Source organism: Streptomyces sp. NPDC059534, assembly GCF_042743475.1.
Lineage (GTDB): Bacteria > Actinomycetota > Actinomycetes > Streptomycetales > Streptomycetaceae > Streptomyces.
In genome coordinates this window covers 60,488-75,294 of sequence record NZ_JBHWAQ010000035.1, presented here as the reverse complement: position 1 = coordinate 75,294, position 14,807 = coordinate 60,488, and the positions used below count along the sequence as shown (strand labels likewise).

12 protein-coding genes are annotated in these 14,807 nt (G+C 72.2%); 6 read left to right on the top strand and 6 right to left on the bottom strand.

What is annotated here, in order from left to right; translation table 11 throughout:
- Window positions 1–116 precede the first annotated feature (116 nt).
- Window positions 117–1,943: a glycoside hydrolase family 3 protein gene (locus tag ACFVZH_RS31975; protein WP_384902819.1), complete on the bottom strand. Its 1,827-nt coding sequence runs from the start codon at window positions 1,941–1,943 to the stop codon at window positions 117–119.
- Between the two features lie 197 nt (window positions 1,944–2,140).
- Here ACFVZH_RS31975 and ACFVZH_RS31970 point away from each other — a divergent pair, with 197 nt between their 5' ends.
- A complete protein-coding gene (locus tag ACFVZH_RS31970; protein WP_384902817.1) occupies window positions 2,141–2,704 on the top strand; it encodes an AAA family ATPase in 564 nt (187 codons plus the stop codon).
- A gap of 117 nt (window positions 2,705–2,821) precedes the next feature.
- Here ACFVZH_RS31970 and ACFVZH_RS31965 read toward each other — a convergent pair whose 3' ends face one another.
- The gene (locus ACFVZH_RS31965) at window positions 2,822–3,871 is read right to left on the bottom strand and encodes a LacI family DNA-binding transcriptional regulator (RefSeq protein ID WP_384902815.1); all 1,050 of its coding nucleotides are present in this window, start codon (window positions 3,869–3,871) and stop codon (window positions 2,822–2,824) included.
- 111 nt (window positions 3,872–3,982) lie between these two features.
- Here ACFVZH_RS31965 and ACFVZH_RS31960 point away from each other — a divergent pair, with 111 nt between their 5' ends.
- From ACFVZH_RS31960 to ACFVZH_RS31950, 3 genes are read left to right on the top strand one after another with little or no spacing between them, the layout of a single operon-like run.
- The gene (locus tag ACFVZH_RS31960; RefSeq protein ID WP_384902814.1) at window positions 3,983–5,134 is read left to right on the top strand and encodes a Gfo/Idh/MocA family protein; all 1,152 of its coding nucleotides are present in this window, start codon (window positions 3,983–3,985) and stop codon (window positions 5,132–5,134) included.
- Window positions 5,131–6,282 carry a dihydrodipicolinate synthase family protein gene (locus ACFVZH_RS31955; RefSeq protein ID WP_384902812.1) on the top strand — a complete coding sequence of 384 codons (1,152 nt, stop codon included), beginning with the start codon at window positions 5,131–5,133 and terminating at the stop codon, window positions 6,280–6,282. The genes ACFVZH_RS31960 and ACFVZH_RS31955 overlap by 4 nt, the downstream gene beginning before the upstream one ends.
- Window positions 6,283–6,308: 26 nt before the next feature.
- Entirely contained in the window at window positions 6,309–7,082 is a 774-nt protein-coding gene (locus ACFVZH_RS31950; RefSeq protein ID WP_384902825.1) for a sugar phosphate isomerase/epimerase family protein, read from the top strand.
- Between the two features lie 85 nt (window positions 7,083–7,167).
- On the opposite strand, the gene ACFVZH_RS31945 is transcribed toward ACFVZH_RS31950, so the two are convergent.
- The 3 genes from ACFVZH_RS31945 to ACFVZH_RS31935 all read right to left on the bottom strand — a co-directional run bounded on the left by ACFVZH_RS31945 (window position 7,168) and on the right by ACFVZH_RS31935 (window position 8,351).
- On the bottom strand, window positions 7,168–7,575 hold the full coding sequence (locus ACFVZH_RS31945) for a PIN domain nuclease (RefSeq protein WP_384902810.1): 408 nt from the start codon (window positions 7,573–7,575) through the stop codon (window positions 7,168–7,170).
- Window positions 7,572–7,808 (bottom strand): type II toxin-antitoxin system VapB family antitoxin, encoded by a 237-nt coding sequence (locus tag ACFVZH_RS31940; protein WP_384902808.1) that lies wholly within the window; start codon window positions 7,806–7,808, stop codon window positions 7,572–7,574. Before ACFVZH_RS31940 ends, ACFVZH_RS31945 begins: the two co-directional genes overlap by 4 nt.
- A gap of 78 nt (window positions 7,809–7,886) precedes the next feature.
- On the bottom strand, window positions 7,887–8,351 hold the full coding sequence (locus ACFVZH_RS31935; RefSeq protein ID WP_384902806.1) for a DUF937 domain-containing protein: 465 nt from the start codon (window positions 8,349–8,351) through the stop codon (window positions 7,887–7,889).
- Window positions 8,352–8,451: 100 nt separating this feature from the next.
- Here ACFVZH_RS31935 and ACFVZH_RS31930 point away from each other — a divergent pair, with 100 nt between their 5' ends.
- Both ACFVZH_RS31930 and ACFVZH_RS31925 read left to right on the top strand, forming a co-directional pair.
- Window positions 8,452–10,677 carry an ATP-dependent RecD-like DNA helicase gene (locus ACFVZH_RS31930; RefSeq protein ID WP_384902805.1) on the top strand — a complete coding sequence of 742 codons (2,226 nt, stop codon included), beginning with the start codon at window positions 8,452–8,454 and terminating at the stop codon, window positions 10,675–10,677.
- A 179-nt stretch (window positions 10,678–10,856) separates the two neighbouring features.
- Complete coding sequence (locus ACFVZH_RS31925; protein ID WP_384902803.1) at window positions 10,857–12,146, top strand: citrate synthase; 1,290 nt, start codon at window positions 10,857–10,859, stop codon at window positions 12,144–12,146.
- A gap of 399 nt (window positions 12,147–12,545) precedes the next feature.
- On the opposite strand, the gene ACFVZH_RS31920 is transcribed toward ACFVZH_RS31925, so the two are convergent.
- Window positions 12,546–14,750: a heavy metal translocating P-type ATPase gene (locus ACFVZH_RS31920; protein ID WP_384902801.1), complete on the bottom strand. Its 2,205-nt coding sequence runs from the start codon at window positions 14,748–14,750 to the stop codon at window positions 12,546–12,548.
- Between the last annotated feature and the right edge of the window lie 57 nt (window positions 14,751–14,807).

Below are 14,807 nucleotides of genomic sequence, written 5' to 3'. Positions count from 1 at the left end.
CGCCGCCGGCCCCGCCGGGGGGGCGGCGGGGGCGGCGCGGCGGGCGCCGGGGCGGGGGCGGTTGGGCGCGGGGGGGGGGGGGGGGGGGGCGCCGCGGCCCCCCCCCCACCGCCGTGTCAGCGGTACGACAGCCCGTGGCCGACCGGGTAGAGCACCTTCGCCGGGTCGTCCGCGCTCTGCACCGGGACCGGGAGCCGGCCCCGCGGCCGGGCGCGGCCGGCCAGCACCCGGACGGCGGCGCGCAGTTCGACGTCGGTCCAGGAGTACGCGGCGAGCGTCGCCCGCTGGCCGGTGATCCGGGCGATGTCGTACGGGTTGCGGATCGCGACCGTCACGACCGGCACGCCGGTGGCGACGAGCCGCGCCACGAGCGTGCGCTGCGGGCTGGTCGCGGTGACGTTGTAGGTGCCGACGACGACCACGTCCTTCCCGGCGGCCGCCGCGACGGCCTCCTCGATCCTCGCGGCGGTCGGGGTGATCCCCGTGGAGAGCGCGGTCGCGGTGAAGCCGAGTTCGTTCAGGGCCCCCGCGAGCGTCGTGGTCGGCGGGCCCGTCGTCCCGGACGGCGAGGCCGGGTCGGCGCCGACGACGAGCACCGAGCCGTGGGAGGCCGGGCTCAGCGGCAGGAAGCCGTCCTCGTTGAGGAGCAGGGTCGTCGTCGCCTCGGCGATCCGGTCGGCCTGCGCCAGATGGGCGGCGGTGCCGACCACCCGGTCGACGCCGGCCCGGGTCACGTACGCCCGCCGGAACAGGCCCAGCTTCGCCTTGAGCCGCAGAATGCGCAGGATCGATTCGTCGAGCCGGGCCTCCGTCAGCTCGCCCGCCCTGACCGCCGCCAGCACCGCGTTCCAGGCCACGTCGAGCTTCGGCGGGTTCAGCAGCTGGTCCACACCCGCCTTGAGCGCGAGGACCGGGACGCGCTCGTCCCCGTACTTGGTGCGCACGCCCTCCATGCCGAGGGAGTCGGTCACCACCACCCCGTCGTAGCCCAGCCGCTCGCGCAGGATGCCGGTGAGGATGGGCCGCGACAGGGTCGCCGGGTCCTCGCTGGGGTCCAGCGCGGGGACCACGATGTGCGCGGTCATGATCGAGTCGATCCCGGCGGCGATCGCCGACCGGAACGGCGGCGCGTCGAGCCGGTCCCACTGCTCCGGGGTGTGGGTGATCGTCGGCAGGCCGTAGTGGCTGTCCACGGCGGTGTCGCCGTGCCCCGGGAAGTGCTTCGAGGTGGCCGCGACCCCGGCCCGCTGGTACCCCTTGACCTGCGCGGCGACCAGCCCTGCGACCGCCAGCGGGTCGGAGCCGAAGGAGCGCACGCCGATGACCGGGTTGGCCGGGTTCACGTTCACGTCCGCGACCGGCGCGTAGTTCTGCCGGATGCCGACGGCCGCGAGTTCGGCGCCGGCGATCTGCGCGGCCCTGCGGGCGTCCGCGTGCGAGCCGCCGGCGCCGAGGGCCATCGCCCCCGGGAGCAGGGTGGCGGGCTCGCCCACCCGGCAGACGATGCCGTGCTCCTGGTCGGTGGAGATCAGCACCGGCACGGGGGTGGGCTGGGCGAGGGCGGCCTGCTGGATGCCGTTGGAGAGCTCGGCGATCTGCTGCGGGTCGCGGGTGTTGTGGGCCCAGGAGAAGTAGATGACGCCGCCCACGTGGTAGCGCTCGACCAGCTCGGCGGCGGTGCGGACACCGATCTCCGCGAGGTTGGCGTCGATGTCGGCCTGGTCCGGCGCGGTCGCGGAGTGGCCGTACACCCGCATCACGAAGAGCTGGCCGACCTTCTCCTCCAGGGACATCCGGTCGATGATCCGCCGGAGCTTCCGGTCGTCGTGCCGTTCGGCCTCGGCATGGGCGGGGGTGCTCACTCCGGTGACGGCGGCCGCGGCGGCTGCGGCCGTCACCGTGAGGAGGGTGCGTCGGGAGGGGGCGGGGGCGCGGTGGTGCACTGATGCTCCTTCCGGCCGTGCAGGGTGGGGGACAGGGCGGAGGAATCCCGTGAAGGAAACTTCCAGGGTGTCACGGATAGCCCGAAAGTAACTGCCAGGTCAAGGACCCGCGCAGGAATCGCCCGGTGGTAAATCCCTGGAGCCCAGGCCGCGATGGCCGTAGGGTCATCCGGTCCCACCAGCGAGGAAAGGCGCGTATGACCTTCGAGCACATCACCGTCGACACCCCCGAGCCCGCCCCCGGCGCCGTCCTGCTCGCCGGCATCCCCGGCAGCGGCAAGTCGACCGTCGCGGCGGCCCTCGCGGCCCGCTTCGTCCGCTCCGCGCACATCGAGGTCGACCACCTCCAGGAGCTGATCGTCCAGGGCTGCCACTGGCCGACCCCGGACGGCGACCCCGAGGCGGACCGCCAGATCCTGCTGCGCGCCCGCAACGGCTGCCTTCTCGCGGACAGCCTCGCCTCCGCGGGCTTCCTGCCGGTGCTCGACGACGTGGTCGTACGCCGCTCCCACCTGGACTTCTACCGCGCCCACCTCAAGGCCGTCCCGCTCCACGTGGTCATCCTCGCCCCCGGCCCCGACAAAGCCTGGGAGCGCAACAACGCCCGCCACAAGCGCCTGACGACCAACTGGGCCTTCCTGGACGAGGCCATGCGCGCCGAACTCTCCGGCGAGGGCGTCTGGATCGACAACGCGGACCTCACGATCGACGAGACGGTCGAAGCGGTCCTCGCGGCGACGGGCCTGACGCCGGAGAAGTAGGTCACCCTCCGGAGCGCGGGAACCCGCCGGTCCGGACGGCGATCGCGCGCCCTTCGCGTCGCGGGACCGGGCCCATGCGGTCCTCCGTATGGCCGGCACTCGCCACGAGGGCGGCCGCTACCTCCGCGGCGTCGTCGTCGACCCCCGTACGACCAGCTCCGCCGCGACCGTCTCCGGGCGGCCGCCCGGAGGGGGTTCCTCCGTGCCCATGGCCAGGCGGCCGGCGCGGACGCCGGCGTCGTGCAGGGGGAGGCGCACGGTGGTGAGGGCGGGGACGGCGTCGACGGAGAACGGGAGGTCGTCGAAACCGGCGACGGAGACGTCGCCGGGGATGGACAGGCCGCGTTCGCGCAGCGCCGCGCAGACGCCGAGGGCCACCGTGTCGTTGGCGGCGACGACGGCGGTGAGGTCCGGGTCGCGGGCGAGGAGCTCCGCCGTGGCCTCGTAGCCGGCCTGCCGGTCGTAGGCGCCGTGGACCGTCGGCCCCTCCGCGACGCCGGCCTCCGCCAGCGCCTCGCGGTGGCCTTCGAGGCGGTGCCGGGTCGTCGTCCGGTCGGCGGGCCCGGCCGCGTAGCCGATGCGCCGGTGGCCGAGGTCGAGCAGATGCCCGGTCAGGCGCCGCGCGCCGGCGCGGTTGTCGAAGACGAGCGCCGCCGCGTTCGCGTCGCCGACGACCGGCGGGCGCCCGCACAGCACGACCCGGGTCCCCGCCTCCGCCAGCTTGGCCAGTTTGCCCGCCGTCGCCGCCAGGTGCCCGGGGTCCTCCAGCGAGCCGCCCATGAGGATCACGGCCGCGGCCCGCTGCCGCTGGAGCAGGGTGAGGTAGGTCAGCTCGCGTGCGGGGGAGCCGCCGGTGTTGCAGACGACGGCGAGCTTCTCGCCGCCGCCGCGCCCGGACGCGCTCTCCCCGATCGCGCTCTGCGCCGCGCTCGCCATGATCCCGAAGAAGGGGTCGGCGATGTCGTTGACCAGGACTCCGATCAGGTCGGAGGTGGCGGCGGCGAGGGAGCTCGCGGGGCCGTTGAGGACGTAGTCCAGCTCGTCCACGGCCCGCAGGACGCGCTCGCGGGTCGACGCGGCGACCGGGTAGTTGCCGTTGAGAACGCGGGAGACGGTCGCCGGGGAGACCCGGGCGCGGGCGGCCACGTCCGCCAGGGTGACGGTCATCGGGTGCGTACCTCCGGGGCCCTTGTCGACGGTGATGTCGGCAGGCTAGCGTCATCGCCGACAGAAAGCGCTTTCTATCGAGGCGCGGAACGCCGGGGAGAGGAATCTTTCGTGACACGCAGGACAGTCCGCATCGCCATGAACGGCGTCACCGGACGCATGGGCTACCGCCAGCACCTCGTCCGCTCGATCCTCGCCCTGCGCGAACAGGGCGGCCTCGACCTCGGCAACGGCGAGACCCTCTGGCCCGAGCCCGTCCTCGTCGGCCGCCGCGAGCCCGCCCTGCGCGCCCTCGCCGAGCGCCACGGCCTCACCGAGTGGTCGACCGACCTCGACGCCGTCCTCGCCGACGACACCATCGACATCTACTTCGACGCCCAGGTCACCTCGGCCCGCGTCGAGGCACTCACCAAGGCCATCGCCGCCGGCAAGCACCTCTACACCGAGAAGCCCACCGCCGCCGACCTCGCCGGCGCCCTCGGCCTCGCCCGGCTCGCCGCCGAGAAGGGGATCAAGCACGGCGTCGTCCAGGACAAGCTGTTCCTGCCGGGCCTGCTCAAGCTCAAGCGCCTCATCGACGGCGGCTTCTTCGGCGAGATCCTGTCCGTGCGCGGCGAGTTCGGCTACTGGGTCTTCGAGGGCGACTGGCAGGACGCCCAGCGCCCCAGCTGGAACTACCGCGCCGAGGACGGCGGCGGCATCGTCGTCGACATGTTCCCGCACTGGGAGTACGTGCTCCACGAGCTGTTCGGCCGCGTCACCTCCGTCACCGCCCAGGTCGCCACCCACGTCCCGCGCCGCTGGGACGAGCACGGCAAGCCCTACGAGGCCACCGCCGACGACGCCGCCTACGGCATCTTCGGGCTGGAGAGCGGCGCCATCGCCCAGATCAACTCCTCCTGGACGGTCCGCGTCAACCGCGACGAGCTCGTCGAGTTCCAGGTCGACGGCACCCACGGCTCCGCCGTCGCCGGCCTGCGCGGCTGCCGCGTCCAGCACCGCTCGGCCACCCCCAAGCCCGTCTGGAACCCCGACATCCCCGTCACCGAGTCCTTCCGCGACCAGTGGCAGGAGGTCCCCGACAACGCCGAGTTCGACAACGGCTTCAAGGCCCAGTGGGAGCTGTTCCTGCGGCACGTCGTCCTCGACGAGCCGTACCACTGGGACCTGCTCGCCGGCGCCCGCGGCGTCCAGCTCGCCGAGCTGGGCCTGAGGTCCGCCGCCGAGGGCCGCCGCCTCGACGTCCCGGAGGTCTCCCTGTGATCCGGCTGCCCGAAGCCGACGGCGGCACACGGGAGTACGCCCCCCGCGCCGAACCCCTCGCCGTCCCCGCCGGCGGCGCCCTGGCCTCCCGTACGGTCTTCTCCGCCGCGCACGTCGTCGCCGACCCGTACGCCGACACCACCCCCGACTCGCCCGCCGCCGTCGACTGGGACGCCACCCTCGCCTTCCGCCGCCACCTCTGGTCCCACGGCCTCGGGGTCGCCGAGGCCATGGACACCGCCCAGCGCGGCATGGGCCTCGACTGGGCCGGGGCCGCCGAGCTGATCCGCCGCTCCGCCGCCGAGGCGAAGGCCGTCGGCGGCCGCATCGCCTGCGGCGTCGGCACCGACCAGCTCACCGGCCCGGCCGGCCTCGCCGAGGTCCGCGAGGCGTACGAGGAGCAGCTCGCCCTCGTCGAGGAGACCGGCTCGCAGGCCATCCTCATGGCCTCCCGCGCGCTCGCCGCCGCTGCCGGGGACCGGGAGGACTACCTCGACCTCTACGGCCACCTCCTGCGCCAGGCGAGCGAGCCGGTCGTCCTGCACTGGCTGGGACCGATGTTCGACCCGGCGCTCGACGGCTACTGGGGCTCCGCCGACCTCGACACCGCGACCGAGACGTTCCTGGAGGTGATCGCCGCCCACCCCGACAAGGTCGACGGCATCAAGGTCTCCCTCCTCGACGCCGGGCGCGAGGTCGCACTGCGCCGCCGCCTCCCGGAGGGCGTCCGCTGCTACACGGGCGACGACTTCCACTACCCCGAACTGATCGCGGGCGACGAACAGGGCTTCAGCCACGCCCTGCTGGGCATCTTCGACCCCCTCGCCCCGCTCGCGGCCGAGGCGGTACGGATCCTCGACACCGGCGACACCGACGGCTTCCGCGAGATCCTCGACCCCACCGTCACGCTCTCCCGCCACCTCTTCGAGGCCCCCACCCGCTTCTACAAGACGGGTGTCGTGTTCCTCGCCTGGCTCGCCGGCCACCAGGACCACTTCGCGATGGTCGGCGGCCTCCAGTCCGCCCGCTCGCTGCCGCACCTGGCCCGCGCCTACGAACTCGCCGACGGCCTGGGCCTGTTCCCCGACCCGGCGCTCGCCGAGGCCCGGATGCGCTCGCTCCTCACCGTGTACGGAGTCCCGCAGTGAACCTCGACCGCTTCTCCATCAACCAGATGACGGTCAAGCAGCTCGACCTGCCCGAGCTGGTCGCCGAGTGCGTCCGGCTCGGCGTCCCGGGCATCGGCCTGTGGCGCGAACCCGTCCAGGCGTACGGGGTCGAGGCGGCGGCCGCTCTCGTACGGGACGCGGGCCTCACCGTCACCACCCTCTGCCGGGGCGGCTTCTTCACCGCGGACGGCTGGGAGGCGGAGAACCGCGCCGCCGTCGACGAGGCCGTCACCCTCGGCACCGACACCCTCGTCCTGGTCTCCGGCGGCCTCACCCCCGCCTGCCCCGACCTGCCCTCCGCCCGCGCCCGCATCACCGAGGCCATCGGCGAACTCGCCCCCTACGCGGGGGAGCGGGGCGTCCGCCTCGCCATCGAGCCCCTCCACCCGATGTACGCCTCCGACCGGTGCGCCGTCTCCACCCTCGACCAGGCCCTGGAGATCGCCGAGCACTTCCCCGCCGCGCAGGTCGGCGTCACCGTCGACACCTACCACCTCTGGTGGGACGACCGCGCCCCGGCCGCCGTGGAACGCGCGGGCGCCACCGGCCGCATCCACTCCTTCCAGCTCGCCGACTGGACCACCCCGCTCCCCGCCGGCGTCCTCAACGGCCGCGGCCAGCTCGGCACCGGCGCCATCGACCTCCGTGCCTGGGCCGACCTCGTCGACAAGGCCGGCTACACCGGCCCGGTCGAGGTGGAGCTCTTCAACGACGCATTGTGGGCGCGTGACGGCGTCGAAGTCCTGGAGGAGACCCTCGAACGCTTCCTGGAGGTCTGACGAGCACCTCGGCCCCCTGTGCGGAGGAGTCCGAGGAGAGGCCGCCCGGCCGTGCGGGGCCGGGCGGCCGCAGGCGTACGGGCAGTCACCCGCCCAGGTGCCGCACGTCCTGCTGCTCGACTTCCTTGAGGACGCGGGCGACCGTGGCGAAGTCGTCGTCCCTGTGCAGGATGGTCAACCCGTGATGGACCGCCGTGGCGCAGATCAGGAGATCGACGACGCCCGCCGCACGGTGCTGCCCCTTCTGCGTCAGCTTGTACTGGGCGGTTTCCACCCATCGCCATGCGTCCTTGGGAACACGCACGATCCCGAACAGGGCGGAGAGGGTCTCGTCGCGGTCGTCCGGGCCGGTGGCGGTGAAGAGAATCTCCGTCCTGGTGGCCTCGCACATGCCGATGGCACCCGTTTCGATCTCGGCGTCCCAGCGCCGATGCGCGGCGGGATCGATGCCGAGGTGAACGTACGCGCTGGTGTCGACGAGGTACGTGATCACTCGGCGTCCACGCCGTGCTGGGCGGCCTTACGGGCCTCCCACGCCCGGCGAAGGGGCTCCATCTCGCCTCGCGCGCCCCGCTCCGCGAGCCGCTGGTAGGCGGCACGGCGGCGGTGACGCTGCATGACCTCTTCCAGCGCCCTGTTGATGGTGTCCTTCTTCGTGGTCGTACCGAGCAGCTTCGCGGCCTCGGCGAGTACTTCGTCGTCCACGTCCACGTTGGTCACACCCATGATCAGCCTCCATGTATGCCATGTGGGAGGAGGGCCCACATGGCATACGTGGTAGCTCCGGAGGTGTTTCCGCCGGCGCTACTTCTTCGTACCGCCGCCGCCCAGGAGGTCCCCCAGGCCGTCGCCCTGCTTCGCGGCGGCGCGCTTGGTGAGGGCGGCGAGGACCACCGGGACGAGGATGTCGACGGCGCGATCGACCGTCGCGGGCGGGAGACCGGTGCGCTTGGCGACCGCGTTCGCCGCCGGTCTGGCGAGCTTGGCGAGCACGCCGGCCATCAGCCCGCCCGCCGCGAGGCCGCCGAGCGTGGCGACGCCCTGGAGCGGCGGTTCGGGGGAGGTCACCTCGTCGACGGCCGCGCGGACCTCGTCCGCGCTGCTCGGCTCGGAGGCGGCCTGGCGCAGCTCGCCGGAGAGCTCCGTGACCGAACTGACCACGAGCTGCCGGGCCCCGGCCGCGTCGGTGCCGAGCAGCCCGGCGATCTCCCGCAGCCGCTCGTCGCCCAGCTCGGTGAGGACGTCGTCCTGGAATGAAGGGTCAGTCATGCCGGAAACGCTACGGTTCATCCCGTTTCCCGGCGCTCCGAACCGGCCCCTGTCCGCCGGTGCGTCCCTGCGTGTCCGAGCCCTTCGCTACGGTCGGTCCATGTCCAACGAGGGTCGCGGTCCCGCAGTGGTCGAAGGGGTCCTGGAGCGGATCACCTACGCCAACGAGGAGAGCGGGTACACGGTCGCCCGCGTCGACACCGGGCGGGGAGCGGGAGACCTGCTCACCGTGGTCGGGGCGCTGCTCGGCGCGCAGCCGGGGGAGTCGCTGCGGATGGAGGGGCGCTGGGGCTCCCACCCGCAGTACGGGAAGCAGTTCACGGTCGACAACTACACGACGCTCCTGCCCGCCACGATCCAGGGCATCCGCCGGTACCTGGGGTCCGGTCTGGTGAAGGGGATCGGGCCGGTCTTCGCCGACCGGATCACGCAGCACTTCGGCCTGGACACCCTCGACATCCTCGAAGAGGCCCCGGAGCGCCTGATCGAGGTCCCGGGCCTGGGCCCCAAGCGCACGAAGAAGATCATGGCCGCGTGGGAGGAGCAGAAGGCGATCAAGGAGGTGATGGTCTTCCTCCAGGGCGTCGGCGTCTCCACCTCCATCGCGGTGCGGATCTACAAGAAGTACGGGGACGCCTCGATCTCCGTCGTACGGAACCAGCCGTACCGGCTCGCCGCCGACGTCTGGGGCATCGGCTTCCTCACCGCCGACAAGATCGCGCAGTCCGTCGGCATCCCGCACGACAGCCCGGACCGGGTGAAGGCCGGCCTGCAGTACGCCCTGTCGCAGTCCACCGACCAGGGGCACTGCTTCCTCCCCGAGGAGCGCCTGATCGCGGACGCGGTGAAGCTCCTCCAGGTCGACACCGGTCTCGTCATCGAGTGCCTCGCGGAGCTCGCCGAGGACCCCGAGGGGGTCGTACGGGAGGTGGTGCCCGGCCCCGAGGGGACGCCGGTCACCGCCGTGTTCCTGGTGCCGTTCCACCGGGCCGAGCTGTCCCTCGCCGGGCAGCTCCGGCGGCTGCTGCGGACCGAGGAGGACCGGATGCCGGCCTTCCGGGAGGTGGCCTGGGACAAGGCGCTGGCCTGGCTCGCCGACCGGACCGGGGCCTCTCTGGCACCCGAACAGGAGGAGGCCGTGCGGCTCGCGCTGACCCGGAAGGTCGCCGTCCTGACGGGCGGGCCCGGCTGCGGCAAGTCCTTCACGGTCCGCTCGATCGTGGAGCTGGCCCGCGCCAAGAAGGCCAAGGTGGTCCTCGCGGCCCCCACCGGCCGGGCCGCCAAGCGGCTCGCCGAGCTGACCGGCGCCGAGGCGTCCACCGTCCACCGGCTCCTGGAGCTGAGGCCGGGCGGCGACGCGGCCTACGACCGCGACCGGCCCCTCGACGCCGACCTGGTCGTCGTCGACGAGGCGTCGATGCTCGACCTGCTCCTGGCGAACAAGCTGGTCAAGGCGGTGGCACCGGGTGCCCACCTGCTGCTCGTGGGGGACGTCGACCAGCTTCCCTCGGTCGGCGCGGGCGAGGTCCTCGGCGACCTCCTCGCCCCGGGCAGCCCCGTGCCGGCGGTCCGGCTGACCCGGATCTTCCGGCAGGCCCAGCAGTCCGGTGTGGTCACCAACGCCCACCGGATCAACGCCGGCACCCCGCCCCTCACCCAGGGCCTGCCGGACTTCTTCCTCTTCGTCGAGGAGGAGACCGAGGACGCCGCCCGGGTCGCCGTGGACGTCGCGGCCCGCCGGATTCCGGCCAAGTTCGGCCTCGACCCGCGCCGGGACGTCCAGGTCCTGGCCCCCATGCACCGCGGCCCGGCGGGCGCCGGCTCGCTCAACGGGCTGCTCCAGCAGGCCATCACGCCGGCCCGTCCCGATCTGCCGGAGAAGCGGTTCGGCGGCCGGGTCTTCCGGGTGGGCGACAAGGTCACCCAGATTCGGAACAACTATGAGAAGGGGGTCAACGGGGTCTTCAACGGTACGGTCGGCGTCGTCACGCAGCTGGACACCGTCGAGCAGCGGCTGACCGTGCGGACGGACGAGGACGAGGAGGTGCCGTACGACTTCGACGAGCTGGACGAGCTCGCCCACGCGTACGCGGTCACCATCCACCGCTCGCAGGGCAGCGAGTATCCGGCGGTGGTGATTCCGGTCACCATGAGCGCCTGGATGATGCTTCAGCGGAACCTGCTCTACACGGCCGTGACCCGGGCCAGGAAGCTGGTCGTCCTGGTCGGCTCCCGCCGGGCGATCGCTCAGGCGGTCCGCACGGTCTCCGCGGGCAGGCGCTTTACCGCACTCGCCCATCGGCTCACAGGTGACGCCCTCGTGTGAAAGATCACGGAGGGCTACCGGAACCAGGGCGAAGGGGGCAGGATAGGGAGGTTGGCGGCACTGAGTGCCGCCGATTGGCCCAATGGTCGACCCCGAGTGCACTCTCCTGAGCCAAATGGGGGATGGTAGAGACAGTCAGGGCACCTCGAAGAAGAGGCACTACGTCGGTGAGGGATGACGTGAGCGACAACTCTGTAGTACTGCGGTACGCGGACGGTGAATACACCTACCCGGTGGTCGAGAGCACCGTCGGCGACAAGGGCTTCGACATCGGGAAACTCCGAGCCCAGACCGGGCTGGTCACCCTCGACAGCGGATATGGCAACACCGCCGCCTATAAATCCGCGATCACCTACCTCGACGGTGAGCAGGGCATCCTGCGGTACCGCGGTTACCCCATCGAGCAGCTGGCGGAGCGCTCCACCTTCCTTGAGGTGGCGTACCTGCTGATCAACGGTGAGCTGCCGAAGGTCGACGAGCTGGCGATCTTCAAGAACGAGATCACGCAGCACACGCTCGTCCACGAGGACGTCAAGAACTTCTTCCGCGGCTTCCCGCGGGACGCCCACCCGATGGCGATGCTGTCCTCGGTGGTCTCCGCGCTGTCCACCTTCTACCAGGACAGCCACAACCCGTTCGACGAGGAGCAGCGCCACCTCTCGACGATCCGGCTGCTCGCGAAGCTGCCGACGATCGCGGCGTACGCGTACAAGAAGTCGATCGGTCACCCGTTCGTCTACCCGCGTAACGACCTCGGCTACGTCGAGAACTTCCTGCGCATGACCTTCTCGGTCCCGGCGCAGGAGTACGACCTGGACCCGGTCGTCGTCAACGCGCTCGACAAGCTGCTGATCCTGCACGCGGACCACGAGCAGAACTGCTCGACCTCCACCGTGCGTCTGGTCGGCTCCTCGCAGGCGAACATGTTCGCCTCGATCTCCGCCGGCATCTCGGCCCTGTGGGGCCCGCTGCACGGTGGCGCCAACCAGTCGGTCCTGGAGATGCTCGAGGGCATCAAGGCCAACGGCGGCGACGTCGACTCCTTCATCCGCAAGGTGAAGAACAAGGAGGACGGCGTCCGCCTGATGGGCTTCGGCCACCGGGTGTACAAGTCCTTCGACCCGCGCGCCAAGATCATCAAGGCGGCGGCGCACGACGTCCTCTCCGCGCTCGGCAAGTCCGACGAGCTCCTGGACATCGCGCTCAAGCTGGAGGAGCACGCGCTCTCCGACGAGTACTTCGTCTCGCGCAACCTCTACCCGAACGTGGACTTCTACACGGGCCTCATCTACCGCGCGATGGGCTTCCCGACCGAGATGTTCACCGTGCTCTTCGCGCTCGGCCGCCTTCCGGGCTGGATCGCCCAGTGGCACGAGATGATCAAGGAGCCGGGTTCCCGCATCGGCCGCCCGCGCCAGATCTACACCGGCGAGGTCCTCCGCGACTTCGTCCCGGTCGAGGCCCGCTAGAGGCTGCACGCCGACTGACGCGTCGAACCGAGCCGTAAAGAACGAGAGGCGCCCCGCCGTCGATCCCCCCACGGGTCGACGGGCGGGGCGCTTCCCTTTTCCCGGTGCGGATTCCCCCCACGGGATCCGGGCCGGGCGTCTGCGGGTGTCAGCAGAAGCTACGCGGGTCGGGCGCGATGCGGTCTGCCGGGGTACGTACGGGAGGGCCGCTCAAAGCTCCCCGGTGCACGTGCCCCGGCCAACGCTTGCCTGGAACGTCCCCCAAGACATTCCATGAACGTCCCCCAAGACGTTCTCGGCATCGCCCACTTAGACTCGCGAACAGCCCAGATGGTTACCCCCCAATATCTGTGATCTAGATCTCCTTGTGAAGGTCCTGTGCGTCACGTGTAGGTGAAATCACGTGAAGCGACGCAGTCGAAGGCTGTTGGATACGACGAACACGGACGAAAAGGCCATCGCGAGGCCGGCGATCATCGGGTTGAGCAGACCGGCCGCCGCGAGGGGGAGCGCGGCGAGGTTGTAGCCGAAGGCCCAGCCGAGGTTGCCCTTGATCGTCGCGAGGGTCCGGCGGGCGAGCCGGATGGCGTCCGCGGCGACCCGCAGGTCGCCCCGGACCAGGGTCAGGTCGCTCGCCTCGATGGCCGCGTCCGTCCCCGTCCCCATCGCCAGGCCGAGGTCGGCGGTGGCGAGCGCGGCGGCGTCGTTGACCCCGTCGCCGACCATCGCGACGGTCCGGCCCTCCGCCTGGAGCCGCCGGACCACCTCGGCCTTCTCCTCGGGCAGGACGTCCGCGATCACCTCGTCGATGCCGACCTGGGCCGCGACGGCCTCGGCGACGGCCCGGTGGTCCCCGGTGAGCAGGACCGGGCGCAGGCCCAGGCCGCGCAGCCGGGCCACCGCCTCGGCGCTGGTGTCCTTGACGGTGTCGGCGACGGTCAGGGTGCCCCGGGCCACCCCGTCCCAGGCGACGTGGACGGCGCCGGGTTCCGCCGTGCCGGGCACCTCGACGCCCTCGGCGGCGAGCAGGGCGGCGCGGCCGACGAGGACGAGCCGGCCGTCGACGGAGCCGCGCACACCGAGCCCGGGGACGTTCTCGAAGGTCTTCGGTACGGGGAGTTCGCCGCACCGCTCGGCGGCGCCGGCCGCGACCGCGCGGGCGACCGGGTGCTCGGAGGCGTGCTCCAACGCGCCGGCGAGCCGCAGCAGTTCGGTCTCGTCGGTGGATTCGGTGCCGTACGTGCCGCCGTGCACGCGCACGTCCACGAGCCGCATCCGGCCGGTGGTGACGGTGCCGGTCTTGTCGAGGACGACCGTGTCGACGCGGCGGGTGGACTCCAGGACCTCGGGGCCCTTGATGAGGATGCCGAGCTGGGCGCCGCGGCCGGTGCCGACCATGAGGGCGGTCGGGGTGGCCAGGCCGAGGGCGCAGGGGCAGGCGATGATGAGGACGGCGACGGCGGCGGTGAACGAGGCGGTCGGGTCGTCCGTCAGCAGGAGCCAGGTGACGAGGGTGCCGAGCGCGACGAGGAGCACCACGGGGACGAAGACGGCGGAGATCCGGTCGGCGAGCCGCTGCACCTCGGCCTTGCCGTTCTGGGCGTCCTCGACGAGCTTCGCCATGTGGGCGAGCCGGGTGTCGGAGCCGACGCGGGTGGCCTCGACGACCAGTCGGCCCGACACGTTGACGCAGCCGCCGGTGACGGCGGAGCCGGTGGTGACGTCCAGGGGCAGCGACTCGCCGGTGAGCAGGGAGGCGTCGACGGCGGAGGCGCCTTCGGTGACGGTGCCGTCGGTGGCGATCTTCTCGCCGGGGCGTACGACGAAGAGGTCGCCGGCCCGCAGTTCCGCGACCGGGACGCGCGTCTCGCGTCCGGCGCGCAGGACGGTCACGTCCTTGGCGCCGAGCTCCATCAGGGCGCGCAGCGCCGTGCCCGCCTTCCGCTTGGCGCGGGCCTCCAGGTACCGGCCGAGGAGGATGAAGGTGACGACGCCGGCGGCGACCTCCAGGTAGATCGAGGAGGAGGCGTGGGCGCGGTCGGCGGTGAGGTCGAAGCCGTGCCGCATGCCGGGCATGCCGGCGTCGCCGAGGAAGAGGGCCCAGAGCGACCAGCCGTAGGCGGCGAGGGTGCCGACCGAGACGAGGGTGTCCATGGTCGCGGCGCCGTGCCGCAGGTTGGTCCAGGCGGCCCGGTGGAAGGGCAGTCCGCCCCAGACGACGACGGGGGAGGCGAGGGTGAGCGACAGCCACTGCCAGTTGTCGAACTGGAGCGAGGGGACCATGGCCAGCAGGACCACGGGCGCGGAGAGGATCGCGGAGACCGTGAGGCGCTGCCGGAGGGAGGCCAGCTCGGGGTCCTCCGGCTCCTCGTGGCCCTTCTCCGGCGGGAGGGGTTCCTCGGCGGTGTAGCCGGTCTTCACGACGGTGGCGATCAGCTCGTCGACGGCGACGTGCGGCGCGTGTTCGACGCGTGCCTTCTCCGTGGCGTAGTTGACGGTGGCGGTGACGCCGTCCATCCGGTTGAGCTTCTTCTCGACGCGGGCGGCGCACGAGGCGCAGGTCATCCCGCCGATCGTCAGCTCGGTGACGGTGGTGCTGGGCATGTGCGGTTCCAAACGGGAGCAGGGCCGTACGAGGTAACCGTACGGCCCTGCGGCGCC